Raw genomic sequence first — 24524 nt, forward strand, 5'->3', positions numbered from 1 at the left:
ACGCAGGGCCGGCGGGCGTGGCATGCACGCCCGCCGGTTTCTGGTCCGTGGAAGGGATCAGAAGTGCATCTGCGCGCGCAGTTCGAAGATTTCCGGGGTGCTGTGCACGCCACGGCGGCTGGCATCGACCTTCACGTAGTTCGCCTGGAACTTGAAGTGGCTGGTCAGGTACCAGTTGGCGCCCACGGTCAGGTCGTGCTGGCGGCCGCCGAGGATGCTGCCATCGTCCAGGTCCAGGCGGCTGTAGCGTGCCAGCAGCTCGACCGCGCCGTAGCTGTGGGCCGGCTTGATGTTGGCCACCGCGCCAGCGCTGTACGGGCGCGATTCGCCGGTCAGCACCCAGCTGGCCATGGCGTACTGGCCGCTGCCGGTGTAGTCGGGCAGGCCCTTGCGGGTCACCGTGGCCTGCAGGGCTTCACCCTGCAGCGAGAACGGACCGCGGATCCAGATGCCTTCCAGGCCGGTGCGGCGGATCTGGTCGGCGGTGACCAGCGCGCCCGAATCGACCAGGCGGATGTCGGTCAGGCCGGCTTCCGGGCGCGCACGCAGGCGGGCGCTGGCTTCGTGGTGCACGTCGCGGCCGTCGCGGTAGCCGCGCGGGTTTTCCTGCGAATAGGCCAGGCCCAGGTGGACCACGTCGCCCGGTGCCTTCACCGGGGTCCAGACCGCGCGCACGGCCTGCATGGTGCCCGGGTTGTCACCCTGCAGGTCCTTGCCACCGTAGGCACCAGCCTGCAGCAGGTACTGCGGGCGTTCCAGCACCCACTCGGCACCGGTGCGGCGGGCGGCGTAGAAGGCCTGCACGGGCAGGGCGACTTCGGTGAAGCTGCCGGCGCGCGAGGAGGTGTTGCCGTCCAGGCCGACCGGGGTCTTCATGTAGCCGAAGCGGAAGCGGCCGACATCACGGCCGAAGAAGGCCTTGCTCTCGAAGCGCACGAACACGTCCAGCCAGGTATCGGACTGGAAGTCGTAGTACACCATCGCGTCGTACACGCCCTTCTTCTTCAGGGTCGCGCCGAATTCCTTGCGGCGCACCGCGTCAGCATCCTCGATGCCGCTGGCCGAGGAAAAGTCGTTGTAGTCGTAGGCGATGTTGGCGGTGGCGGCCAGTTCGGTGCCATCGCTGAAGGCGTACTTGGTCGGCCAGTTGTCGAAATCGGCGGCGGAGGCGAAGGCGGGCAGGGCGGCCAGCGACAGGGCCAGCAGGGTCGGAATGGGGCGCATGGTGGTGCGGCTCTCTCTCTCGGATGCGTGTGGACAGGACAACAACGGCCGCGCTGGCCGGAACTTTCGCAGGGGGGCGCCCGATCGTTCAGGTCGGGCCGGTGGCCGTCCCCGGGACAGGCGGTGCGGCGCCAGTGTAGGCACCCGAGCCACCTGAACCGGGGGGCTAGTACCAATAGGTTATCTGCGGCAGCGTGCCCTGCGCGTACAAAGGCGTCCATTGGTCGCACCACCACGCACGCCGTGTCTGGCCTGCGACCAGATCCACGGAGACGATCCCTGCGCAGGCAGGGGCCGTTCGCGTCAGAACTCTCCCCTTCCGGAGTCCGCCATGCACATCCCGACCACCCCGGCGCTGCCCAGCAAGCCGTTGCCGCTTTACCGCCAGCTGTATTTCCAGGTGATCGTGGCGATCGTCCTGGGCGCCATCCTCGGCCACTACGAGCCGATGATCGGCGAGAAGATGAAGCCGCTGGGCGATGCCTTCATCAACCTGGTGAAGATGATCATCGCGCCGGTCATCTTCCTGACCATCGTCACCGGCATCTCCGGCATGACCCACCTGCGCACGGTGGGCCGCGTCTTCGCCAAGGCGATGGCGTACTTCCTGTTCTTCTCCACCCTGGCCCTGATCGTCGGCATGATCGTGGCGCACGTCGTGCAGCCGGGCGCGGGCATGAACATCAACCCGGCCGAGCTGGACCAGACCGCGGTCCACAGCTACGTCGAGAAGTCGCATGACCTGACCCTGGTCGGCTTCCTGATGGACGTCATCCCGAAGACGCTGATCAGCGCCTTCGTCGATGGCAACATCCTGCAGGTGCTGTTCGTGGCCGTGCTGTTCGGCATCGCGCTGGCTTCGGTGGGTGAGAAGGGCAAGCCGATCGTGAACTTCCTGGAAGCGCTGGTGGCCCCGGTGTTCAAGCTGGTGCACATCCTGATGAAGGCCGCCCCGATCGGTGCCTTCGGTGCCATCGCCTTCACCATCGGCAAGTACGGCGTCGGTTCGCTGATCAACCTGGCCTGGCTGGTGGGTTCGTTCTACCTGACCGCCTTCCTGTTCGTGGCCGTCATCCTCGGCGTGGTCTGCCGCCTGTGCGGGTTCTCGGTGTTCAAGCTGGCCCGCTACCTGAAGGCCGAGCTGCTGCTGGTGCTGGGCACCTCGTCCTCGGAATCGGCACTGCCGTCGCTGATGGAGAAGATGGAACGCGCCGGCTGCAGCAAGTCGGTGGTCGGCCTGGTGGTCCCCACCGGCTACTCGTTCAATCTGGACGGCACCAACATCTACATGACCCTGGCCGCGCTGTTCATCGCCCAGGCCACCAACACCGAACTGACCCTGGGCCACCAGATCGCCCTGCTGCTGGTCGCCATGCTCAGCTCCAAGGGCGCGGCCGGCGTCACCGGTGCCGGCTTCATCACCCTGGCCGCCACCCTGGCCGTGGTGCCGGAAGTGCCGGTGGCCGGCATGGCGCTGATCCTGGGCGTGGACCGCTTCATGAGCGAATGCCGCTCGCTGACCAACTTCATCGGCAATGCGGTGGCCACGGTGGTGGTGTCGCGCTGGGAAGGCGCGCTGGACCGTGACCGCCTGAAGCTGGCACTGGACGGCCGCGAGAGCGAGCTGCCGCCGCCGGTCGATGCCGTGCCGGAGGCACTGCCCGCCAAGGGCTGACACAGGTGTGTGGTACCGCGGGGCCGGTCACGTGAGTGACGCGGCCCCGCAACGTTTCAAGGCGACCCATGGCTGTCATGGGCAACGCCGAAGCTGGTCCCTGGACTGGTCGCATACGGCACGGAATTGTGCGGTCGCAGCATGATTGCGACAGGATAGCGACAGGTCCAGGCCCTCCAACGGGGGTATCATCCCCTGTCCCCCTTGCCCATTCATTAATCCACGTCGATGTCCAACGAAGATTTCAAACAGGCCGCCCTCGATTACCACCGGATGTCCCCGCCGGGCAAGATCAAGGTCTCTGCAACCAAGCCCATGCTGACCCAGCGCGACCTGTCGCTGGCGTATTCGCCGGGCGTTGCGTACGCCTGTGAAGCGATCAAGGCCGACCCGCAGCAGGCCAGCGAGCTGACCGCGCGCGGCAACTTGGTGGCGGTCATCTCCAACGGCACCGCGGTGCTGGGCCTGGGCAACATCGGCGCACTGGCCGGCAAGCCGGTGATGGAAGGCAAGGGCGTGCTGTTCCAGAAGTTCGCCGGCATCGATGTGTTCGACATCGAAGTGGACGAGACCGACCCGGACAAGCTGGTCGACATCATCGCCTCGCTGGAGCCGACCTTCGGCGGCATCAACCTGGAAGACATCAAGGCTCCGGAATGCTTCATCGTCGAGCGCAAGCTGCGCGAGCGCATGAAGATCCCGGTGTTCCATGACGACCAGCACGGCACGGCGATCATCGTCGGTGCCGCGGTGATCAACGCCATGGCCATCACCGGCAAGAAGATCGAAGAAGTGAAGCTGGCGACCACGGGCATGGGCGCGGCCGGCATTTCCTGCGTGAACATGCTGGTGCAGCTGGGCCTGAAGCCGGAGAACATCCTGGCCTTCGACCGCGAGGGTGTCATCCACACCGGTCGTACCGACCTGGACCCGGAAAAGCAGCGCTATGCGCGCGACACCGACAAGCGCACCCTGGCCGAGATCGTCGACGGCGCGGACATCTTCCTGGGCCTGTCGGCCCCGGGCATCCTGACCGCCGAGATGGTCAAGACCATGGCGCCGGATCCGGTGATCTTCGCCCTGGCCAACCCGACCCCGGAAATCATGCCGGAACTGGCGCGCGCCGCCCGTCCGGATGCGATCATCGGCACCGGCCGTTCGGACTACCCGAACCAGGTCAACAACGTGCTGTGCTTCCCGTACCTGTTCCGCGGCGCGCTGGATGTCGGCGCCACCGCGATCAACGAGGAAATGAAGATCGCCTGCGTGCGCGCCATCGCCGCGCTGGCCCGCCGTGCGGCCACCGACATGGGCTCGGCCTATGGCGGTGACACCCCGAGCTTCGGCCGTGAATACCTGATCCCGCGTCCGTTCGACCGCCGCCTGCTGGTGGAGCTGTCGGCCGCCGTGGCCCAGGCCGCGATGGATTCGGGCGTGGCCGCCCGTCCGATCGCCGACATGGGCGCCTACCGCGACAAGCTGGCCCAGTTCGTCTACCGCACCAGCCTGATGATGAAGCCGGTCTACGACCGCGCGCGCAACGACAAGCAGCGCGTGGTCTACGCCGAGGGCGAAGAAGAAGTGGTGCTGCAGGCGGTGCAGAACGTGGTCGACGAAGGCCTGGCGCACCCGATCCTGATCGGCCGCCCGGACGTCATCGAATCGCGCATCGAGCGTCTCGGCCTGCGCCTGAAGGTCGGCGAGAACATTGAAGTCACCAACATCAATGACGACCCGCGCTTCAACGAATACTGGCAGTACTACCACGGCCTGACCGGCCGCCGCGGCGTGACCGTGGCCGCGGCGAAGAACCTGATGCGTTCGCGCCCGACCCTGATCGCCGCCGTGATGGTTGCCCGTGGCGAAGCCGATGCGATGCTGACCGGCATCGTCGGCCGCTTCCACAAGAAGCTGGGCTACGTGCGCAGCGTGCTGCCGCTGGAATCGAAGGTCACCTCGACCTCGGCCATGACCGGCGTGATCAACCAGCAGGGCGTGTTCTTCTTCGTGGACACCCACGTGCAGGAAGACCCGACCGCCGAGCAGCTGTGCGAAGCGACCCTGCAGGCTGCGTACCGCATGAAGCTGTTCGGCATCGAGCCGAAGGTGGCGCTGCTGTCGCACTCCAACTTCGGCAGCCACGATTCGAAGGATGCGCTGAAGATGCGCCAGGTGCGCGAGATGCTGCTCAAGCGCAACCCGCGTCTGAACGTGGACGGCGAAATGCAGGGCGACACCGCGTGGGACGAAGCTCTGCGCCAGAAGCTGCTGCCGGGCTCGACCCTGCAGGGCCGTGCCAACCTGTTCGTGCTGCCGAACCTGGAAGCGGCCAACATCGCCTACAACTTGGTGCGCGTGTTCACCGACGGCGTGGCGATTGGTCCGATCCTGATGGGCGTGAACAAGCCGGTGCACATCCTCACCACCAGCGCGACCTCGCGCCGCGTGCTGAACATGACCGCGATCGCCGCGGTGGATGCGCAGATCCGCAAGCAGCTGGAAGCGGAAAAGAAGGCGTAAGCCTTCGTTCCCGCGACAGCTGCAGAAACGCGCCCCACGGGGCGCGTTTCTGTTTCCGCACAGCGGAAACCGGATCGGGTAGCGCCGGGCCATGCCCGGCGAGCGCGCAGCGCGGCGAATCAGGCATTCCGCCGGGCATGGCCCGGCGCTACCACTCAGCGCTTGCCGCGTCGTGCCGGTGCCGGCGGCGGGGCATCCGAACGCGGCTTGGCGTACTCGGCCCACAGCGCCGGCAGTGCCTTGCCGGCGTGCTTCTGCCACAGCGCCGGGGTGTACTGGCCTGCGCGCAGGGCCTTGTCCAGCGCCAGTACCAGGCCGGGGTGTTCGCCCTCGGCCCACTTCAGGAACGCACCGGTCACCCGGTAGCCGCTTTCCACGGTCTGGCCCTTGCCCACCTTCTGCGGCAGCGCCCAGCCCGCCGCGGCATTGCCCATGCCATAGCGGTCGCGTGCGTAATCGGCGATGCCTTCCACCAGCCAGCCCGGCACGCGCTTGTCGCCGTAGCTCGGGTAGCCCTGCACGATGTGCATCGCCTCGTGGGTCACCAGGTCGATGTCATCGGGGTGCTGCAGCAGCCAGCCCGGGTTGATGGTGATCGTGGTCGCCTTGTCCTTGTCGCCCACGTAGGCGACGCCGTTGTAGGCCGGGTCGATCACGATGCGCACCTCGGCCGGCGCCTTCGGGTGGAAATCCGCCCGTTCGCGCAGGTAGGCGAAGTAGAACGTGTCGATGATCCGCTTCCGCACCGGCGCGGACAGCGCGCCGGTGGGGTCCTGGTAGGAGAGGGTCACGCCTTCGCGCGTGACCTGGCCATCGAAGGCATCGGTCTGCGATGGCTGGCCCTGCGCGATGCCGGGCAGGGTGAATGCAGCGAGGGCAATAGTCAGCAGGCGAAGGCGCATGGGATCAGTTTACGGTGGAGGGCGACAACAGTTCGATCTCGGCCAGCTGCAGGCGCCCCGGCGCAGCCACGCGCAGACGGTACTCTGCAAAGCGTGAGGGCGAGGCGATGCGGAACGGACGAGTCTGCCGCGGCGAGGTGAAATCTTCGCTACGGCGCTCATCCAGTGTCGTCCAGCGGCCGCCGGCCGTGCGTGCTTCCAGTGTCCATCCGGCCCCGCGGATCGCGCCTTCACCGCTGGTCAGCGTGTACATCGTCGGTGCGCCATCGCCCACCGCGGTCAGCGCGATGGTGGCGCCCGCGCCCAGCGGCACGGCCGTGGTTGCATCGTCGTCCAGCAGTGCGGGCAGGGCACGGCCATCGGCCAGCGCCGCACGGGCACCGTTGCCGAGCAGGTCATGCAGCATCTGCGGGCGCTTGCCCGGCGCGGTCAGCGAACGCGGCACATCGTCCGCGCCGGTGCCCCAGCGCGACGGCTGCGGGCCCATCACGAAGTCCAGCGTCGCGCCCTTGGCGATCACCTCGTGCGGCACCCAGGTCTTGGTCCACGGCTTGCCGTTGATCTTCAGCGACTGTACGTAGACGTTCTGCGCCGAGTTGTTGGCCGCGTTGACGGTCAGCACCGCACCGCCCTGCAGTTCCACCCGTGCATGCTCGAAGGCCGGCGAGCCGATCACGTACTCCGGCGCGCCCATGCGCAGCGGGTACAGGCCCAGCGAGGCGAGCACATACCACGCCGAAGTCTCGCCGTTGTCCTCATCGCCCGGGTAGCCCTGGCCGATCTCGCTGCCGACATACAGCCGCGACAGGATCTCGCGGACGTGCTGCTGGGTCTTCCACGGCTGCCCGGCGTACAGGTACATCCACGGGATGTGGTGCGCCGGCTGGTTGCTGTGCGCGTACATGCCCATGCGCACATCGCGCGCCTCGGTCATTTCATGGATGGTGCCGCCGTAGGAACCGGCCAGCGCCGGATCGGCGGTTTCCGGGGTCGAGAAGAACGTATCGAGCTTGGCGGCCAGCTTGTCGCGGCCACCGTACAGCGCCGCCAGGCCTTCGCCGTCGTGCGCGGCGGTGAAGGCGAACGTCCAGCCGTTGGATTCGGTGTAGTCGTAGCCCCACACGCGCGGGTCGTAGTCCTTCGAATCCAGGCGCCAGCTGCCGTCTTCCTTGCGGCCCTGGAAGAAGCCGGCGGCCGGGTCGAACAGGGTCGAGTAGCCGGCCGCGCGGTAGCGGAAGTAATCGGCCTCGGTGCTGTAGCGCTCGCGTTCGGCGGCATTGGTCGCGCGCTTGGCCAGGGCCTCGGCCATGTTGGCGATACCGAAGTCGTTCAACGCGCCTTCCATCGTCCACGACATGCCTTCATGCACGTCGGCGCTGGCGTAGCCGCGGAAGGTCGAACGGTCCATGCCCTTGCGGCCGACATGGCGGTCCGGCGGCACCACGGTGGCGTTCTTCAGCGCGGCGGCATAGGCCTCGGCCGGGTCGAAGCCACCGATGCCCTTCAGCCACGCATCGGCGAAGGCCACGTCCGAGCTGGTGCCGACCATCAGGTCCGCATAGCCCGGCGAGGACCAGCGTGCGATCCAGCCGCCCGCGCGGTACTGCTCGATGAAGCCCTGCACCAGCTTGCCGGCATCGTCCGGGGTGAACAGCGCATAGGCCGGCCACGTGGTGCGGAAGGTGTCCCAGAAGCCGTTGTTGACGTACACCTGGCCATCGCGCACTGGCGCGAAGCTGCGGCTGGCGCTGCCGTCGGTGTTGTTGTCCTCGGCGCTGGCCTGGCTGGCGTAGCGCCAGTCAGGCGCGGCCGCGGTGCCGGCGTTTTCATGGCCGGAGTTGGGGTACAGGTACAGGCGGTACAGGCTGGAATACAGCGTGGTCTTCGCATCGTCGCTGGCATTGCCGATGTCGAAGCGGGCCAGGCGTGCATCCCAGGCGTCCTGTGCGCGGCCGGCCACGCTGTCCAGCGTATCGGCCGCGGCGATTTCCAGGTCCAGGTTGTGCCGCGCCTGCTCGACCGAGATCAGCGAGGTGGCGATGCGCATGGTCACCTGGCGATCGCTGCCCGCGTCGAACTTGATGTAGCCGGTGGGGCGGCCGGTGTCGATGCGGCCGCTGCTGCGCCACGGCTTGTCGAAGCGGGCGACCACGAACATGCGTGTGGCGCCGTTGGACAGGCCGCTGCGGGTATCCGTATAGCCGCTCAGGGTCTGCGTGGCCGCATCCAGGCTCAGGCCGCCACGCGCATCGACGTTGTCGAACAGCAGGTTGGCATCACCGCCCTCGGGGAAGGCGAAGTGGAACAGTGCGGCGTGGTCGGTCGGCGCGATGGAGGCAGCGATGCCGTTGTCGAAGCGCACGTCGTAGCGGTACGGGCGTGCGCTTTCATGGCTGCGGTCGAAGGACAGCGCACGCTTGCCACGGTCGGCTTCGGGCACGCCACGGCTGGCCGACGGCATCACCTGGAAGGTCTGGCGGTCGCCCATCCACGGGCTGGGCTGGTGGCTCAATGCCAGCGCCTGCAGCTGCGGACGGTTCTTCGCATCGTTCTGCTCGTTCCAGCGGTACAGCCAGTTCAGCGCGCCGGCATCGGTCACCGGGGTCCAGAAGTTGAAGCCGTGCGGCACCGCGGTGGCCGGGAAGTTGTTGCCGCGCGAGAAGGTGCCGTTGGCCTGGGTGCCGCGGGTGGTCAGCACCCAGTCCGAAACCCGCTGCGGCACGTTGCGCGGCTGCGCATCCAGGCGCACGTCGTCGATCCAGCCGGAGACCGGCGCGCCCTCGGCGCTGGCCACCTCCAGCTCGATGGCGACCACGCGGCGGCCACGCAGCGCCGGCACATCGCCCAGACGCACGGCCTTGCGTGCCCACTGCTGCGGGTAGAGCGTCTTCGAATCGCCCTGTGCCTGTGCGCCGAGGGCGATGCCGTGCTGGTCGCGCACGCTGCTGGCCGACACGCGACTGCCGTCGTCCAGGCGCAGGTCCAGCGATACGTAGGTGGAGGCCACCGTGTCCTTGCCGACGATCTCCGGCAGCACCAGCCAGGACAGCGTGGTATCGGCGTCGATGGCCAGATCGGTAGCGAACAGTTCGCGCCGCGCGCTGCCACCGCCGGCCTGGTAGTGCAGGGCGTGCAAACCGCTGTAGCCGACGTTGCGCTTGGCCGCATAGGGCTCGGCCGGACCGTTGCCGATCTGCACCTGCAGGGCGCCGCCGGCCTTGGCCGGTGCCGGTTCGCCCGCTTCGAACGAGGTCTGCAGGCCCTGTGCCAGTGCGGGCAGGGCGGGGGTGGCGCAGGCCAGAGCGAGGGCAAGCGGAAGCAGGGCGCGGCGCGGATCGGACAGGGTCATGCAGGGTCTCCCGGTAGGGCAGGCGGCAGGCAGAACCCGCATCGGCACGCACCACGGACAGCATCGCGCCCGCCGCCCAGGGGGCAGTGGAGGGGGCGATGCCGGTCCGGTGGGGGTCGGGCCGTGCGATCGGGTCGGGGTCGGAATCGTCCCGATCCTGCCTCAGCCCATTGCCGCCTGACAAGTGCAATTAGTTCGATCCAAATCCGGCAAAACCGTTTCATTTCAAATTATTGACAGGTTGCCTTGGATCGATTTAAAAGTGGCCAGCTCACCCCCTGTACCGGAATGCCCCGCATGTCCTGATCCGGGCCGGCCCCCGCCGCCCGCTGTAACCCGCCACTGCCGTCCATCCACGACCTTCCCGTCCGCCCCCCACCGGCTGGACCGTCATCCGCCTCTGGAGAGAGCTTGATGAAACCCCGGTTGTTGTCGTTGTTGATGTCGTCGTTGCTGTTGTCGCCGCTTGCCGTACAGGCCCAGTCCACCCCGCAGGGGGAGGGCACCGATCCGCCGCGCACCCGCGACCTGGATGCGGTCAAGGTCACCGGCTCGCTCATCCCGCGCGCACAGGTGGAGGGTCCCTCGCCGGTCACCACCATCACCGCCGAGCAGATCCAGGCACAGGGCTTCACCACCGTGTTCGACGCGCTGCGCTCGCTGCCGGTGTCGAACGGCTCGGTGCAGGATTCGCAGGGCACCGGCTTCTACACCCCGGGCGCCAAGACCATCAGCCTGTTCGGCCTGGACCCCAGCTACACCCTCACCCTCATCAACGGGCGGCCGATCAACAGCTACCCGCTGGCCTACAACGGCAACACCAGCATCGCCGACATCGCCAACATCCCGCTGGGCATGGTCGAGCGCATCGACGTGCTCACCGGTGGCCAGTCCTCGGTGTATGGCTCCTCGGCCATTGCCGGCGTGGTCAACATCGTGCTGAAGGACCGCGTCGAAGGCACCCACCTGCGCTACCGCGTCGGCGGCTACAGCCAGGGCGGCGGCTCCAGCCAGCGCTTCAGCGCCAGCAGCGGCCAGACCTTCGGCAACCTCGATATCAGCTACGGGCTGGAATACACCAACCAGAAGGCGATCTACGCCTTCGACCGCAGCCGCATCGACAGCGTCAACGACAACCCGACCGGCCCGCAGGATCCTTCGCGCAGCTTCCTGCGCATGCGCATGGGCCCCAACGCCTACATCGACCCGGGCGCGGCCACCTGCGCGCCGCTGTCGGACCTGTTCGGCGGCAGCACCGTGTACGCGCACCGCGACATTTCCGGCGGCGGCTACTACTGCGGCACGCCTGACAACGTCGGCACCGCGTCGCTGTACAACTCCAGCCAGGACGTCAACGCCACCACCTTCCTGCGTTACCACCTCAGCCCGGACACCGAGCTGTACTCGGACATCCTGTTCGGCTTCGGCCGGCCGACCTACAGCGGTGGCAGCCCGTTCTGGAACAAGACCTTCTACAACCAGACCAGCGGCCAGTACGAACAGTGGCAGCGCATCTACGCGCCGGAGGAAGTCGGCCTGGATGCCAAGGACCAGCGCGTCTACACCCGCTCGCTGAACATCACCGCGGGCGTGCGCGGCGTGCTTGGAGGCTTCGACTACGACGTCTACGTCAACCGCTCCAGCACCGACGTCACCCGCAAATCCACCGATTTCCTCGCTAAGAATGGCGTTGACGACTACTACCTGGGGCCGATGCTCGGCATGCAGGATGGCTACGAGGTCTACGCGCCGGATCTGTCGCGGCTGTACCAGCCGATCAACCGTGAGCAGTACGACAGCTTCAGCGGCCTCAACCGCGCCGCATCCAGTGCGTCGCGCACCGCCGTGACGGCGCTGCTCACTGATCGCTCGCTGTTCACCCTGCCGGCCGGCGACGTCGGCTTCGCGCTGATCGCGCAGGGCCAGCGCGAGAAGTTCTTCAACCAGTCGGCCGATCCCAACGCGGGCGTGCTGTTCCGTGGGCAGACCGCCGGCACCTCGGCGCAGGGCCAGCGTGACCTGTACGCGCTGGGCGCCGAACTGCAGGTGCCGATCATCGATACGTTCAGCGCCAACCTGTCCGGTCGCTACGACAAGTACGCGCTGCAGGGCGGCGGTGGCAACGGCAAGGCCACCTGGAAGCTGGGCCTGGAATACCGGCCGATCGAATCGCTGCTGCTGCGTGGCAGCTACGCCACCGCCTTCCGTTCGCCGGACATGTTCTACCTGTTCTCGCGCGAAAGCAGTGGCTACACCACCAACACCGATCTCTACCAATGCCGGCAGGCCGGGTACACCTCCGACAACTTCGACGAGTGCGCCCAGTCCGGCCTCTCGGTGCTGTCCTCCAGCACCGGCAACCGCGACCTGAAGGACATCACCGCGCGCACCTTCACCTATGGCGTGGTGTGGTCGACGCTGGACAACGCCTTGACCCTGTCGGTGGACTACAACTCGGTGGTCATCGAGAACGAAGTGCGCATCCTCGGCACCGACAGCATCCTCGATACCGAGGCCAACTGCCGCCTGGGGATCTCGGAGAACGGGCAGACCCAGTTCGACATCAACTCGCCCACCTGCCAGCAGGTGCTGGGCCAGGTGCAGCGCAAGCCGGCCACCGATCCGCTCAACCCGAACGGCGTGGACAAGGTGTTCTCGTACCCGATCAACATCGCCAGCCAGCGCCAGAACGGCGTGCAGGCGGCGCTGGACTACCGCTGGGCCACGCAGTCGGTGGGTGATTTCGCGGTCAATGCCGGCTACTACCGGCCGCTCAAGCACACCACCCAGGACAAGGAAGGCGACCCGGTCTACGACCAGCTGTGCTGCGCCAACTCCAACGAACTGCAGTACCGCGCCACCCTGGGCGTGAACTGGAAGCGCGGGCCGTTCACCGCCAGCGCGTTCGGCATACGCAACGCCCCCACCTGGGACAGCCGCGGCGAGCAGCGCAACATCGGCCCCTGGACCACCTGGAACGCCACGGTCGGCTACCGCATCAACGACCTGGCCAGCCTGCTGCTGACGGTCAACAACCTGACCGACGAGATGCCGCCGATCGACCGCAGCAACGGCAACTGGCCGTACTACGACCAGGGCGTCTACAACGCCTTCGGCCGTTCGGCCTTCCTGGAACTGTCGCTGGACTTCCAGTAGGGCCGCTGGCCCCCGGGCACGCCCGGGGGCCTTGAACGGGCAGGGGGCGGCCGGACCGCCCCAAGGTGCTAGAATCGCAGGCCTCGCAATCCGTTCATCGACACCCGCCATGAGCCATACCGCCACCGCGCCCGCCAATGCCGAAAAGCGCTACACCGTGCACCGCAGCGACCTGCCGCTGAGCTGCCCGACCCCGGAAATGGCGCTGTGGAACTCGCATCCGCGCGTGTACCTGCCGATCGAAGACGAGCCCAACGGCGAGGCGAAGTGCCCGTACTGCGGTTCCACCTTCGTGCTGGCCGACTAAGCAGGCATCTCGATGCGCCGACTGACCGTGGTGCAGTTGCTGCCGGCGCTGCACTCCGGTGGCGTCGAGCGCTCGACCCTGGAAATCGCTGCGGCCCTGGTCGCCGCCGGCCATCGCGCGCTGGTGGTGTCCGCCGGTGGCCGCTTGGTGAAGCCGCTGCTGGACAGCGGTGCCGAGCACCTCACCCTTGATATCGGCCGCAAATCGCTGCTGACCCTGCGCCACCTGCCCACCCTGCGGCGGTTGTTCGCCGAGGTTGGAGCGGACATCGTGCATGCGCGCTCGCGCCTGCCGGCGTGGCTGGGCCTGTACGCGATCCGCGCGATGCCGGCCGCGCAGCGTCCGCACTGGGTGACCACCGTGCACGGCCTGAATTCGCCCAGCCGCTACAGCGCGGTGATGACCAGCGGTGAGCGCGTCATCTGCGTATCCAACACGGTGCGCGACTACGTGCGCCAGCATTACCCGACGGTGCCGGAACAGACCCTGCAGGTCATTCCGCGTGGCGTCGATGTCAGCCAGTTCCCCCGCGTGGCCCGTGCCGACCGCCGGCCGCGGCTGGCGCTGGCCGCCGATTACCCCTGGCTGGCCCAGGTCGACGGCCCGCTGCTGCTGCTGCCGGGCCGTGGCACCCGCCTGAAGGGTCATGCGCACGCACTGCAGCTGCTGACCGACGTGCGCGCTGCCGGCGTGCCGGCACAGCTCTGGATGCTGGGCACCGACGAGCCCGGCCGCGAAAGCTACGTGGCCGAGCTGCGCCGCCAGGCGGCCGCGCTGGGCGTGGCCGAGGCGGTGCAGATCAGCACCCCGACCGCGCGTATCGCCCAGGCCTATGCGGCCAGCGACCTGGTCCTGCAGCTGTCGGACAAGCCCGAGGCGTTCGGCCGTACCGTGGTCGAGGCGCTGTCGGTCGGCCGCCCGGTGCTGGGCTGGGACCATGGTGGCGTGGGCGAACTGCTGCAGCAGCTGCAGCCGGCCGGCGCCGTGCCGCTGGGCGATGCACGGGCGCTGGGTGAACGTGCGCTGGCCCTGCTGGCGCAGCCGCCGTCCTTGCCGAGCCGTATCCCGTTTACCCTGCAGACCATGCAGCGCGACACCCTCCGCCTCTATGCCGACCTTGCAGGCTGACGCCGCACCCATCGCGGGTGACGAGCGCGCCGGGCGCTGGGCGCCATGGTGGGTGCTGGCCTACGTGGCCCTGTGGCCGTTGCCGGGTATCGCCGAAACCGTGCTCGGCCTCGGCGCGGTGTATGCCGCGGTGCGCATGATCATGCGCCGCCTGCAGCGCCGCCCGCATCTGCTCACGCCCGCCGCGTGGGCGCTGACCTCGATCCTGTTCCTCGGTTACTGGTTGCCGCAGGCGTTCTCTGCCTTCGATGCGATCGACCCGGCGGCGTCGTGGACCAAGGCGGCCGCCGGCCTGCGCTACCTGCCCTTCATGTGGCTGGTGGCGATTGCCGTGGCCACCCCGCAGCGGCGCCGCCTGATCTTCGGTGGCCTGGCGCTGATCACCGCCCTGTGGACGCTGGATGCTCTGGTGCAGGCGCTGGCGGGCACCAGCCCATGGTTCTGGTCGCTGCAGCAATTGAAACTCGCCGTCAGCGGCCATGCGCTGTGCCCGGCCGAGGAAATGGCCCTGGCCGACCGCCTCAGCGGTCCGCTGGGGCCGTGCAACCTCAAGTTCGGCCAGGTCCTGGCCAGCCTCTCGCCGTTCCTGCTGCTTCCTGCCGCACGCCGCTTCGGTACGCCGGGCTGGCTGCTCGCCGGTGCGGCGCTGGCCATCGTGCTGCTGCTGGCCGGTTCGCGCGCGTCGTGGATCACCTTCGCGGTGATCGTGGCCTACAGCGGCGTGCGCCAGCTTGGTTGGAAACGGCTGGGCCTGCTGGCGGTGGTCGGCCTGCTGGCCGCGGCGGCACTGACCGCCAGCGTGCCGCAGCTGCGCGAGCGCGTGGCGCGCACCGCGATGGCCTGGGACGGCGGCACCGAGGGCGTCGACCAGGCGCTGTCCGGACGCGGGCGCATCTGGAGTGCGGCCGGTTGCATGATTGCCGAACACCCGATCAACGGCGTGGGCGCACGCGGCTTCCGCGATGCGTACCCGCAGTGCGTCGGTGACGATGGGCCCGCGGTGTGGGGCGCCGAACCGGCGCTGCACGCCCACCAGATCGTGCTGGAAATCCTCGCCGAAACTGGCGTGCTGGGGCTGCTGCTGTGGCTGGCCGCCGTCGCCCAGGCGTGGCGCGCCTGGCGTTTCGCACCGGCTGCGGCCCGTGACCGCGCGCGCCCGGCGATGCTGGCGCTGGCCGCCACCGTGTTCCCGCTCAACACCCACCTGGCGTTCTATTCCGCGTTCTGGGGCGGGGTGACGGTGTTGTTGGCGGCGTTGTTCGTCGGCACGTTGCTGGCCCGCGAACCGGACGACGCACTGAAAACGGTGTGATCGCGCATCCACGCGTGGCGTGGATCTACGGGAATCATCCACGCGTGGCGTTGATCTGCCGCGGGCGTTGCAGTAGATCCACGCCATGCGTGGATGGAGCTTTTCCGACACCAATACGGGCAACCTCCCAATACCGGCACTCGCGTACCTATCGCACGCTGGCGCCATGGCCAGCCCAAGACTCCGCTACGGTCGCCACTCCAGCACCGGCATCGTGTACTCATTGACCACGACCACCATTGGCCGTGAGCCCTTCTTCTCCGATGCCGCCAACGTCGCGGTGCTGGTCGACGCCCTGCGCTTCGTCGAGCGTGCCGGCATCAGCCACAGCCTTGCCTGGGTGGTGATGCCCGATCACCTGCATTGGCTGATGGAACTGCGGAAGGGAACACTCGCCGAATGCATGTCCCTGCTCAAATCCCGCAGCAGCCGCCTGCTGAACCGGCAGCTGGGGCGATCCGGAGCACTCTGGCAGCACGGGTACCACGACCATGCGGTGCGCACCGACGAGTCATTGCACGAGAAGGCGATGTACATCATGGCCAACCCGGTGCGTGCGGGGTTGGCGTGCGAAGTGGGGGAGTATCCCTACGCGTGGTGCCGATGGCCGTTGTAGATCCACGCCATGCGTGGATGGCGCGGTGACGAGCGCGGCCGGCAATCATCCACGCAAGGCGTGGATCTATTTGTAGAAATCGCTGCGGCCACCGGGCTGGCGCTTGAACCGCCGATGGATCCACAGGTACTGGTCCGGGGCCTCGCGCACCATCTGTTCGATGGCCTGGTTGACCCGCGCGGTATCGGCTTCCACGTCTTCGCTGGGGAAGTTCTCCAGCGGCGCGCCGATCTTCAGGAAGTACTTCCCGCCTTCGCGGCGGTGGAAATAGGGGATCACCGCGCAGCCGGTCATCCGCGCCAGCTGGTGGGTGGCGGTGATGGTGGCGGCGGTGTGGCCGAAGAACGGCACGAACACGGTGTCCTTGCCGCGCATGTCCTGGTCCGGCGCGTACCACAGGAAGCCGCCCTTCTTCAGGTGGCGCACGGTGGCACGGATGTCCTCGTTGGCGTACATCGCCTTGGCGTAGCGCAGCCGGCCGAACTTCACCGCCCACTCGTACACCGGGTTCTTGTGCCTGCGGTACATGCCCGACAGGTCGACGTGGTCGCACAGCAGGCGGCCGCACATCTCCAGGGTCATGAAGTGCCCCGACACCAGCAGCACGCCGCGGCCTTCGGCCTGCATCTGCTTGAGATGCTCCAGGCCCTCGATCTGTACCTGCGGGCGGATGCTGTCGATGCTGCCCCACCACGAACGCGCGCATTCAAAGATGCCTACGCCGAGGGCGTCGAAGCTGTCGCGCACCAGGCGGTTGCGCCAGGCCTCGTCCTTCTCGGGGAAGCACAGCTTCAGGTTCACCTCGGCGGCACGGCGGCGACTGCCGAGCAGGCGCCAGGTGATCCAGCCGACGCCGCGGCCGAGCGCGCGCTGCAGCATCCAGGGCAGCCGGGCGATGCCGAAGGCGGCGAACATGGCCGCGAACATCGGCCAGTTGCGGGGATCGGCCAGGGACGGGCGGACGGCGGTAGAGGCATCGGACATGCCGCCATTCTACCAACCCCGCCGCGTGTCTTTCCCGGGGGGCTCCCGTATCCTTGCCGCATGCGTAAAGACCCTGTCGAATGGATCCTGCGCGGCCTGTATTCGGTCGTGCTCTACATCCTGCTGCCGATCACCGTGTACCACCTGGTGTGGCGCGGCTTCCGGGTCCGTGAATACTTCCGGCGCTGGGATGAACGCTATGCGTCCTATCCGCAGCCGACCGGCCAGCCGCGGGTCTGGCTGCACGCCGTCTCGGTGGGCGAGGTCAACGCCGCCGCGCCATTGGTCAATGCCCTGCGCGAGCAGCGCCCGGACATCCGCTGGGTCATCACCACCATCACCCCGACCGGGTCGGAGCGGGTGCGCGCGCTGTGGGGCGATGCGCTGGACCACGTCTACCTGCCGTATGACGTGCCGGGCAGCGTCAACCGTTTCCTCGGCCATTTCCAGCCCAGCCTGGCGCTGATCCTGGAAACCGAGCTGTGGCCGAACATGCTGTTCGGCTGCCGCGACCGCCGCATCCCGGTCTACATCCTCAACGCCCGCCTGTCGGCCCGCTCGCTGCGCGGCTACCGGGTGCTGGCCGCGCTCATCCGCCGCGCGCTGCGCACCGTCACCTGCGTGGCCGCACAGTCGGAAGACGATGCGGCGCGCTTCGTGCAGCTCGGCGCGGCGCCGGAGCAGGTACAGGCGCTGGGCAACCTGAAGTTCGACATCACCACGCCGGACGTGCAGCCGTTCGTGGCCCAGTTCCATGCGCAGGTGCCGGCTTCGCGTCCGGTGTGGATCGCTGCCAGCACCCACGATGGCGAAGAGCAGGCGGTGATCGACCTGCACCGGCGCCTGCGCGAGCGCCATCCGGACCTGCTGCTGCTGTGGGCACCACGCCATCCCGAACGCTTCCCGAAGGTCGAAGCGCTGGCCCGCGAGCAGGGCTGGAGCGTGGCCACGCGCCGTGCGCAACAGTGGCCGGGTGCGGGCACCGAGGTGTTCGTCATCGATACGCTGGGTGAACTGATGCCGTTCTACGGCTGTGCGCAGGTCGCCTTCGTCGGCGGCAGCCTGCAGGCCATCGGCGGGCACAACCTGCTGGAACCGGCAGCGATGGGCACGGCTGCGGTGACCGGTCCGCACCTGCATAATTTCTCCGAGATCTCGCGGCGCATGCGCGAGGCCGGGGCGCTGCTGATCGGCGAGGACGTGCAGGCGGTAGGCGATCTGCTGCAGCACCTGCTGGACGACGCGCAGGCCCGCGAAGACATGGCGCGAGCCGGTTGTACGCTGGTGAGCAACGGCCGCGGGGCCCTGCAGCGCACGCTGGCGCTGGTCGCGCCGCACCTGCCGCCGCCGCGCGACTGAGGCCAGCGCACGCTGCCGTCCCGGCACTGTCGCGTTCGACAGATTCAAGCCCGCTTGACGCCCTCCGCGCTGTCGTAGTCGGACCGTTGGCCGTTGCCTGCTGTGTCTGCAATCACAGCGCGACACACATTCGGCCGATTCTGATTCCGTCCCTCGATCCAGGCTGCCAGCCTGATGTCCACCATGCTTGGACAGCATCAAGGGAGCTTGCGATGAAGGACGACAGCGATGCCGGTCTGCGCGGCGGGCGGGCGGCGTTCGACCGCTTGGGCAGGGACCACCTGCTGGTGCTCGCGCTGACCCTGCTGATCGGGGGCAGCGTGATCGCGCTGGTGGGGCAGAACACCGCGGCGCGCGCGGGGCCGGCCATCGTATTGAGCCTGTTGCTGGCGGCCGTGGGCACGGCGCCGCTGCTGTTCTGCCTGCGCGAGGTGATGCGCCGCACGCCGGATGCGGCAGGATTGCCTGTGTTGTTGCAGGGTGTGTGCGGGCGGCGGCTGGCGGCCATCCTGCTGGGCCTGCTGCTGCTCGATCTGCTGGCCACCCTGGCCGGTGCCGCGCAGTCGGGCGCCCGCCACCTGTACGCGGCCGCCGGCGCGCTCGGCGCAGCACCGCAGAGCTGGCTGCCGATGTCCATGGCGGCGGCGCTGGGCCTGCTGCCGGTTGGCCTGGCGGCGATGCTGCGGCCACGTCGTGCGCTGCTGGTCGCCTGCGGGCTGCTGACCGTGAAAGTGGGCCTGGGCCTGCTGCTGGTGCTGCTGGCCGCGCGCTACGTGCATTACGGCAACTGGGTGCCGTGGATGCCGTCCTCCACCGGGCCGCATCGTTTCGGCCTGGGCGGCGTGGTGGCCGCGGCCGTGCCCCTGCTGGGGGTGTTTGCCAGCGCGGGCCTGCTGCTGGGCGTGGCACCGCGGGTGCAGCGGCCGCACCGGCAGCTGACCCAGGTGGCCGGTGGAGCGGTCCTGGCGGCCATGCTGCTGCTGATGGGGCTGGCGGCGCTGCAGTCGGGCCTGGTGCAGTTCGCGGCGCTGGACAGCACGCGGCCGCTGTCAGTGGCGGTGCAGGCGGTGCCGCAGCTGCAGTGGGTGCTGCCGCTGGTTCCGGTGGCGGGCTGGGCCGGGTTGCTGGCGCTGCAGGTGGTGGTGCTGCTGCTGGCGGTGGAACTGCTGCCGGCGTTGTGGCGGCGGCCGGGTGCCGATGCCGCTGATCACGACGATCGCGACCCGGGGCGGGCGATGCTGGCTCTGGGTGCGGCTGCGCTGGCGATGCTGCTGGTGCCTTGGCTGCCTGAGCGCGCGGTGCTGCCACCAGGCCTGGCCGTGCTGCCGTTGCTGGCGGTGCTGTGTCTGGGCCTGCTGCGTCCACAGGGCCCGCTGCCGCGCCAGCGCACGGCGTTGATCTACCTGTTGGCGCCGTTGGCGGCCGTGTTGTGCCTGGTGCCGCTGGCCCGGCAGATCCAGCTCTGGCAGGGGTGACGTGGCCCGTGACCGCGCACGGCAGCCACGCATGGCGTGGCTCTACTGCCTCTGGATCCATGCCATGCGCGAAAAACACGCACCCCGTAGATCCACGCCACGCGTGGATGCACCCGCATCCGGTAGATCCACGCCACGCGTGGATGCACACGCACCCGGTAGATCCATGCCACGCGTGGATGCACACGCATCCGGTAGATCCACGCCACGCGTGGATGCACACGCATCCGGTAGATCCACGCCACGCGTGGATGCACACGCACCCGGTAGATCCACGCCACGCGTGGATGAACGCGCGCCCCGTACATCCGCGCCACGTCGCAGTAGATCCACGCCATGCGTGGATGCACACCTCGCACCCCGCACCCACAAAAAAGCCACCCTCGCGGGTGGCTTCTTCGTTCTACCGGAAGGGCGACGACTCAGTTCGTGGTCGTGGCCGGGTTGCCGGCATCCTGGGTCAGCAGGCGGTTGATGTCCTGCAGTTCGGCCACGTCCAGCGCACCCAGCGACTGGCTCAGCAGCAGGCGGTTCTGCAGGAAGGTGTAGCGGGCGTTGGCGTAGTCCAGTTGCGCCGAGAACAGGATGCGCTGGTTCTGGATCACGTCCAGCACCGTGCGGGTACCCACTTCCAGGCCGACCTGCGACGCGTCATACGCGCTCTGCGCCGAGACCACCGCCAGGCGGCGGGCTTCCACTTCGCTGATGCCCTGCACCAGGGTCTGGTAGGCATTGCGGGTGTTGCGGTCCAGGGCACGCTTCTGCTGCTCGTAGCCGTCCTGGGCGATGTCACGCTGGGCCAGCGCCTGGCGCACGCCGGACTGGGTGGCACCGCCGGAGAAGATCGGCACGCTCAGGGTCAGGCCGATGCTGTTGGTGCGCGCATCGGGGGACAGCGAACCGGAACCGACGCTGTCGCCCCAGGTCGCGCTCTTGCCCCAGCTGCCGCCCAGCGACAGGGTCGGGTAGTGGCCGCCACGTGCAGCCTGCACACCGGCTTCCGCCGCGCTGACCTTCAGTTCCTGCGCCTTCAGCGCCGGGTTCTGGCTGGTCGCCTGCTGCACCAGTTCGCTGATGTTGCCGCGGTTGGCCGGCACTTCCGGACGGAAGTCGGCCGGCAGGCCCTTCAGGTTCATCACCGGCTGGCCGGTCAGTTCGGTCAGGGCCTGGTAGTTATCGGCCAGGGTGTTCTGCGCAACGATGGTGTTGGCGCGCGCCTGGTCGTACTGGGCACGTGCTTCGTGCACGTCGGTGATCGGCGCCAGGCCCACTTCCAGGCGCTTGTCGGCGAAGTCGAACTGCTTCTTCGCGGCCGCTTCATTGGTCTGTGCGGCGTTCAGCGATTCGATCGCCACCAGCACGTTGAAGTAGGCCGCCGAGCTGCGCACGATCAGGCTGTCGTTGGCCGAATCGAGGGTGAAATCCGCCGCCTTGCTCAGCTCACGCTGCGAGCGCAGGTTGTTGATCTGCGTCCAGTTGAACAGCGTCTGGCTGCCGTCGATCGTGTAGTTGCGGCGCTTGCTGGTGACGGTGCCGGAGTTGGCATCGGCATCGGCTTCGGTGCGCGTGCGGTTCAACGTGGCGGTGCCGTTGATCTGCGGCAGCAGCGCGGCACGCGCCTGCACGGCGCCTTCCTTGTCGTACAGCCGGGTCGATTCGGCGGCCGACAGTTGCGGATCGCCATTGCGTGCCATTTCGTAGACCTGCAGCAGGTCGGCGGCATGGGCGGACAACGGCAGCAGGGCAGTGGCCAGCGCAACAGCGAGGGATCGGCGGATCATTGCGGCTTCCTTGGACTCAGAGGTGGAACTGGGGTGCCGGGGCGGCACCGCGCAGGTAATCGATATCGGTTTCGAACAGCGATTCGGTGCTGCCGTCGGCCTTGACCAGCAGGGCTTCCATCGCCGGCGAGCGGCCGTGGATCACGAACAGGCGACCACCCGGACGCAGCCACGAGGCGAACTGTGACGGCACCACGTCGACCGCGCCAGTGACACAGATCACGTCAAAACGGCGCTCGGTCTGCCAGGTCAGGGCATCGGCCACTTCGACGCGGACGTTGGTGCCCAGGCCCGAAGCATCCAGGCGGGCGCGTGCAGCAGCGGCCAGCTCCGGGTCGATTTCCAGGCTCAGCACGTCGCGCGCCAGCGCGCCGATGCAGGCTGCCAGGAAGCCGCTGCCGGTGCCGATTTCCAGCACTTCGTCACCCGGCTGCAGATCCAGCGCCTGCAGGGTACGGCCCTCGATGACCGGCTTCATCATCTTCTGGCCGTTGCCGATCGGCAGTTCGACATCGGCATAGGCCAGCGCCCGGTGCGCGTCAGCGACAAAGGCCTCGCGCGGCAGGCGGGCGAGCACGTCGAGCACCTTGATGTCCAGCACGTCCCAGGGACGGATCTGCTGTTCCACCATCAGTTCGCGGGCGTGGGCGTAATCAATCGTCATGAGGTTCAAATCCAGCGCAGTGGGCCGGCCATTTTACCGGTGCCGGAGGCCGGCGGCGCGCCCAGAGCATCAGCTTTCGGGCGGCCGGGGTCGCAGTGCCGGAAGTCATCGCGACCTCCGGTTCGTTCAGTTTGGTGCTTCAGGCGGTTCCAGACCCTCGCGGCGCATAGGCGCGCAGGAAGAAATCGACGCTGTCGGGCACGTGGCTGGAAGCATCGCACTGTCCCGGTGACAGCGGCATGCCGCACATCCGGTTCATATGCACCTCGCCCTTGATGAGGGTCAGGAACTGCTGGCCGGCCAGGCGGAAATCGCTGATCTCCAGCTCGCCGCGCGCGGTGCGCGAGCGCAGGAAATCGGCCAGCGCCTCGCAGGTGCGCTCCGGGCCGGCCTGCCAGAACAGTTCGCGCAGGCGTTCATCGGTCTCCGGGGCCATCATCACCCGCTGCACCGAGATCGCCGCATCGGAGGTGATCATCTCGAAGAAGGCCTGGCCGATGCCCAGCAGCTGGTCGCGCAGCGGGCCTTCGGCATCGGCCACGAACAGCGCGTCCGGCAGCATCTCCATGCACTTGGACTGCACAGCTTCGGTGAAAAGCGTTTCTTTATCGCCGAAATGGCTGTAAACGGTCAGCTTCGATACGCCCGCCTGGGCGGCGATGCTGTCCATGCTCACGCCGGTATAGCCCTGTTCGACGAACAGGGTCTTGGCCGCTTCGAGGATCGCCGCGCGCTTGCCGAGGTCCTTCGGACGCCCGGGACCGGCGGCCTTGGCAGCAGGCTTGGCCGATGCTTTGCGGGAAGTGGGAGAACTCATTCCCGTAATACTAGACCAACCGGTTCGATATTTATACTATACCGGCCAGTTTACTAAATTGGGGTTGGCCCTCGTGCCGGCTCCCCCGCGTTTGAACCCTGTGTTTTCAGGACGTTGACCGATGAAGAGCGTGCGCTGGCTGGGCAGTTGGGTGTGGGTGGTGGCGCTGGCCGCCTGTTCGGGGCCGGAGCAGGCGCCGCAGGCCGCGGTGCCGGTGCTGGTGGTGCATCCGGGCGAGCAGGCCGGGCAGGGTGCGGCGTCGTTCCCGGGCACCATCCGGGCCCGCCAGGAAAGTCCGCTGTCGTTCCGCGTGGGCGGCAACCTGGTCAAGCGCCACGTCGATGCCGGCCAGCGGGTGAAGAAGGGCGACGTGCTGGCCGAGCTGGACGTGGCCGACTTCGCCCTGCAGGCGCGCGCTTCGCAGGCACAGCTGGCGGCGGCCGAAGCCGACCTGGCGCGTACCCGCGATGATCTCAAGCGCTACCAGGTGCTGGCCGACCAGCAGCTGGTCAGCCGTTCGCAGCTGGACCAGCAGAGTGCCGCCTTCAAGGCCGCACAGGGCCAGGCCAACGCGGCCCGCGCCAACCTCGACGTGCTGCGCAACCAGGCGGGCTATGCCCAGCTGCGCGCGCCGGCCGATGGCGTGATCGCCAGCCGCGAGGCCGAGGCCGGGCAGGTGGTGTCGGCCGGCCAGACCATCTTCAACCTGGCCGCCGATGGCGCCCGCGAAGTGCTGATCGACCTGCCCGAAGCGACCTTCCGCGACTACGCGGTGGGCCAGCCGGTGCAGGTGGAACTGTGGAACCGACCGGGTCAGCGCCTGCCGGGCACGATCCGCGAGATCGCGGCTGCGGCCGATCCGCAGGCGCGCACCTATGCCACCCGCGTCAGCCTGGCTGCCGAAGCGCTGGCCGATGTCGAGCTGGGCCAGAGCGCGCGGGTGTTCAGCAGCGCCGGTCGCACCGGCACCCTGCAGCTGCCGCTGGCTGCGCTGCAGCGCGGTGCCAACGGGGCATCCAGTGTCTGGGTGGTGGATCCGGCCAACAGCACGCTGAAGGACGTGGCCGTCACCACCGGTGCCTATGGCAGCGACAGCGTGCCGGTGTTGTCCGGCGTCGCTGCCGGTGATTGGGTGGTGGCCGCGGGTGGCCACCTGCTGCGCGCCGGCCAGCCGGTGACCGCCGTGGACCGGCAGAACCGCCCGGTGCTGAAGCCGGCCACGCCGGCCGCCGCGCCGAAGGCCAAGGAGTAAGCC

17 protein-coding genes are annotated in these 24524 nt (G+C 68.2%); 10 read left to right on the plus strand and 7 right to left on the minus strand.

Annotated features, from left to right (window positions below; all coding sequences use genetic code 11):
- Positions 1-57: 57 nt before the first annotated feature.
- Entirely contained in the window at positions 58-1224 is a 1167-nt protein-coding gene (locus ACVOK1_RS08000; RefSeq protein ID WP_108769953.1) for an OprO/OprP family phosphate-selective porin, read from the minus strand.
- 331 nt (positions 1225-1555) lie between these two features.
- Here ACVOK1_RS08000 and ACVOK1_RS08005 point away from each other — a divergent pair, with 331 nt between their 5' ends.
- On the plus strand, positions 1556-2899 hold the full coding sequence (locus ACVOK1_RS08005; protein ID WP_200751363.1) for a dicarboxylate/amino acid:cation symporter: 1344 nt from the start codon (positions 1556-1558) through the stop codon (positions 2897-2899).
- A 228-nt stretch (positions 2900-3127) separates the two neighbouring features.
- Positions 3128-5419 (plus strand): NADP-dependent malic enzyme, encoded by a 2292-nt coding sequence (locus tag ACVOK1_RS08010; protein WP_108769951.1) that lies wholly within the window; start codon positions 3128-3130, stop codon positions 5417-5419.
- 155 nt (positions 5420-5574) lie between these two features.
- On the opposite strand, the gene ACVOK1_RS08015 is transcribed toward ACVOK1_RS08010, so the two are convergent.
- Together ACVOK1_RS08015 and ACVOK1_RS08020 are read right to left on the minus strand one after the other, a co-directional pair.
- Positions 5575-6321: a basic secretory protein-like protein gene (locus ACVOK1_RS08015; protein ID WP_481561699.1), complete on the minus strand. Its 747-nt coding sequence runs from the start codon at positions 6319-6321 to the stop codon at positions 5575-5577.
- Between the two features lie 4 nt (positions 6322-6325).
- Positions 6326-9670, minus strand: a complete 3345-nt coding sequence (locus ACVOK1_RS08020) for a GH92 family glycosyl hydrolase (RefSeq protein ID WP_481561700.1) — start codon at positions 9668-9670, stop codon at positions 6326-6328.
- Between the two features lie 414 nt (positions 9671-10084).
- Between ACVOK1_RS08020 and ACVOK1_RS08025 the strand changes: the two genes are divergently transcribed.
- The 5 genes from ACVOK1_RS08025 to ACVOK1_RS08045 all read left to right on the plus strand — a co-directional run bounded on the left by ACVOK1_RS08025 (position 10085) and on the right by ACVOK1_RS08045 (position 16189).
- Positions 10085-12826, plus strand: coding sequence for a TonB-dependent receptor plug domain-containing protein (locus ACVOK1_RS08025; RefSeq protein WP_481561701.1), 2742 nt, complete (start codon positions 10085-10087; stop codon positions 12824-12826).
- A gap of 109 nt (positions 12827-12935) precedes the next feature.
- Positions 12936-13133, plus strand: a complete 198-nt coding sequence (locus tag ACVOK1_RS08030; protein WP_108769947.1) for a zinc-finger domain-containing protein — start codon at positions 12936-12938, stop codon at positions 13131-13133.
- Between the two features lie 12 nt (positions 13134-13145).
- Positions 13146-14261 (plus strand): glycosyltransferase, encoded by a 1116-nt coding sequence (locus ACVOK1_RS08035; protein ID WP_481561702.1) that lies wholly within the window; start codon positions 13146-13148, stop codon positions 14259-14261.
- Positions 14242-15573, plus strand: coding sequence for an O-antigen ligase family protein (locus ACVOK1_RS08040; protein WP_481561703.1), 1332 nt, complete (start codon positions 14242-14244; stop codon positions 15571-15573). The genes ACVOK1_RS08035 and ACVOK1_RS08040 overlap by 20 nt, the downstream gene beginning before the upstream one ends.
- Positions 15574-15739: 166 nt before the next feature.
- Positions 15740-16189 carry an REP-associated tyrosine transposase gene (locus ACVOK1_RS08045; protein WP_406234753.1) on the plus strand — a complete coding sequence of 150 codons (450 nt, stop codon included), beginning with the start codon at positions 15740-15742 and terminating at the stop codon, positions 16187-16189.
- Between the two features lie 66 nt (positions 16190-16255).
- Here ACVOK1_RS08045 and ACVOK1_RS08050 read toward each other — a convergent pair whose 3' ends face one another.
- A complete protein-coding gene (locus ACVOK1_RS08050) occupies positions 16256-17173 on the minus strand; it encodes an LpxL/LpxP family Kdo(2)-lipid IV(A) lauroyl/palmitoleoyl acyltransferase (protein ID WP_200751357.1) in 918 nt (305 codons plus the stop codon).
- A 60-nt stretch (positions 17174-17233) separates the two neighbouring features.
- Between ACVOK1_RS08050 and waaA the strand changes: the two genes are divergently transcribed.
- Both waaA and ACVOK1_RS08060 read left to right on the plus strand, forming a co-directional pair.
- Positions 17234-18532 (plus strand): lipid IV(A) 3-deoxy-D-manno-octulosonic acid transferase, encoded by a 1299-nt coding sequence (gene waaA / locus ACVOK1_RS08055; RefSeq protein WP_481561704.1) that lies wholly within the window; start codon positions 17234-17236, stop codon positions 18530-18532.
- A 212-nt stretch (positions 18533-18744) separates the two neighbouring features.
- Positions 18745-20007, plus strand: coding sequence for an amino acid transporter (locus ACVOK1_RS08060; RefSeq protein ID WP_481561705.1), 1263 nt, complete (start codon positions 18745-18747; stop codon positions 20005-20007).
- 422 nt (positions 20008-20429) lie between these two features.
- Here ACVOK1_RS08060 and ACVOK1_RS08065 read toward each other — a convergent pair whose 3' ends face one another.
- The 3 genes from ACVOK1_RS08065 to ACVOK1_RS08075 form a co-directional block, all read right to left on the minus strand.
- On the minus strand, positions 20430-21788 hold the full coding sequence (locus ACVOK1_RS08065) for a TolC family outer membrane protein (protein ID WP_481561706.1): 1359 nt from the start codon (positions 21786-21788) through the stop codon (positions 20430-20432).
- A 16-nt stretch (positions 21789-21804) separates the two neighbouring features.
- Positions 21805-22452: a protein-L-isoaspartate O-methyltransferase family protein gene (locus tag ACVOK1_RS08070; RefSeq protein ID WP_108769939.1), complete on the minus strand. Its 648-nt coding sequence runs from the start codon at positions 22450-22452 to the stop codon at positions 21805-21807.
- Positions 22453-22591: 139 nt separating this feature from the next.
- Positions 22592-23269, minus strand: coding sequence for a TetR/AcrR family transcriptional regulator (locus tag ACVOK1_RS08075; RefSeq protein WP_108769938.1), 678 nt, complete (start codon positions 23267-23269; stop codon positions 22592-22594).
- 121 nt (positions 23270-23390) lie between these two features.
- On the opposite strand from ACVOK1_RS08075, the gene ACVOK1_RS08080 reads away from it, so the two are divergent.
- The gene (locus ACVOK1_RS08080; RefSeq protein WP_200751353.1) at positions 23391-24521 is read left to right on the plus strand and encodes an efflux RND transporter periplasmic adaptor subunit; all 1131 of its coding nucleotides are present in this window, start codon (positions 23391-23393) and stop codon (positions 24519-24521) included.
- Positions 24522-24524 lie beyond the last annotated feature (3 nt).

It is taken from the genome of Stenotrophomonas sp. STEN087 (assembly GCF_056759115.1).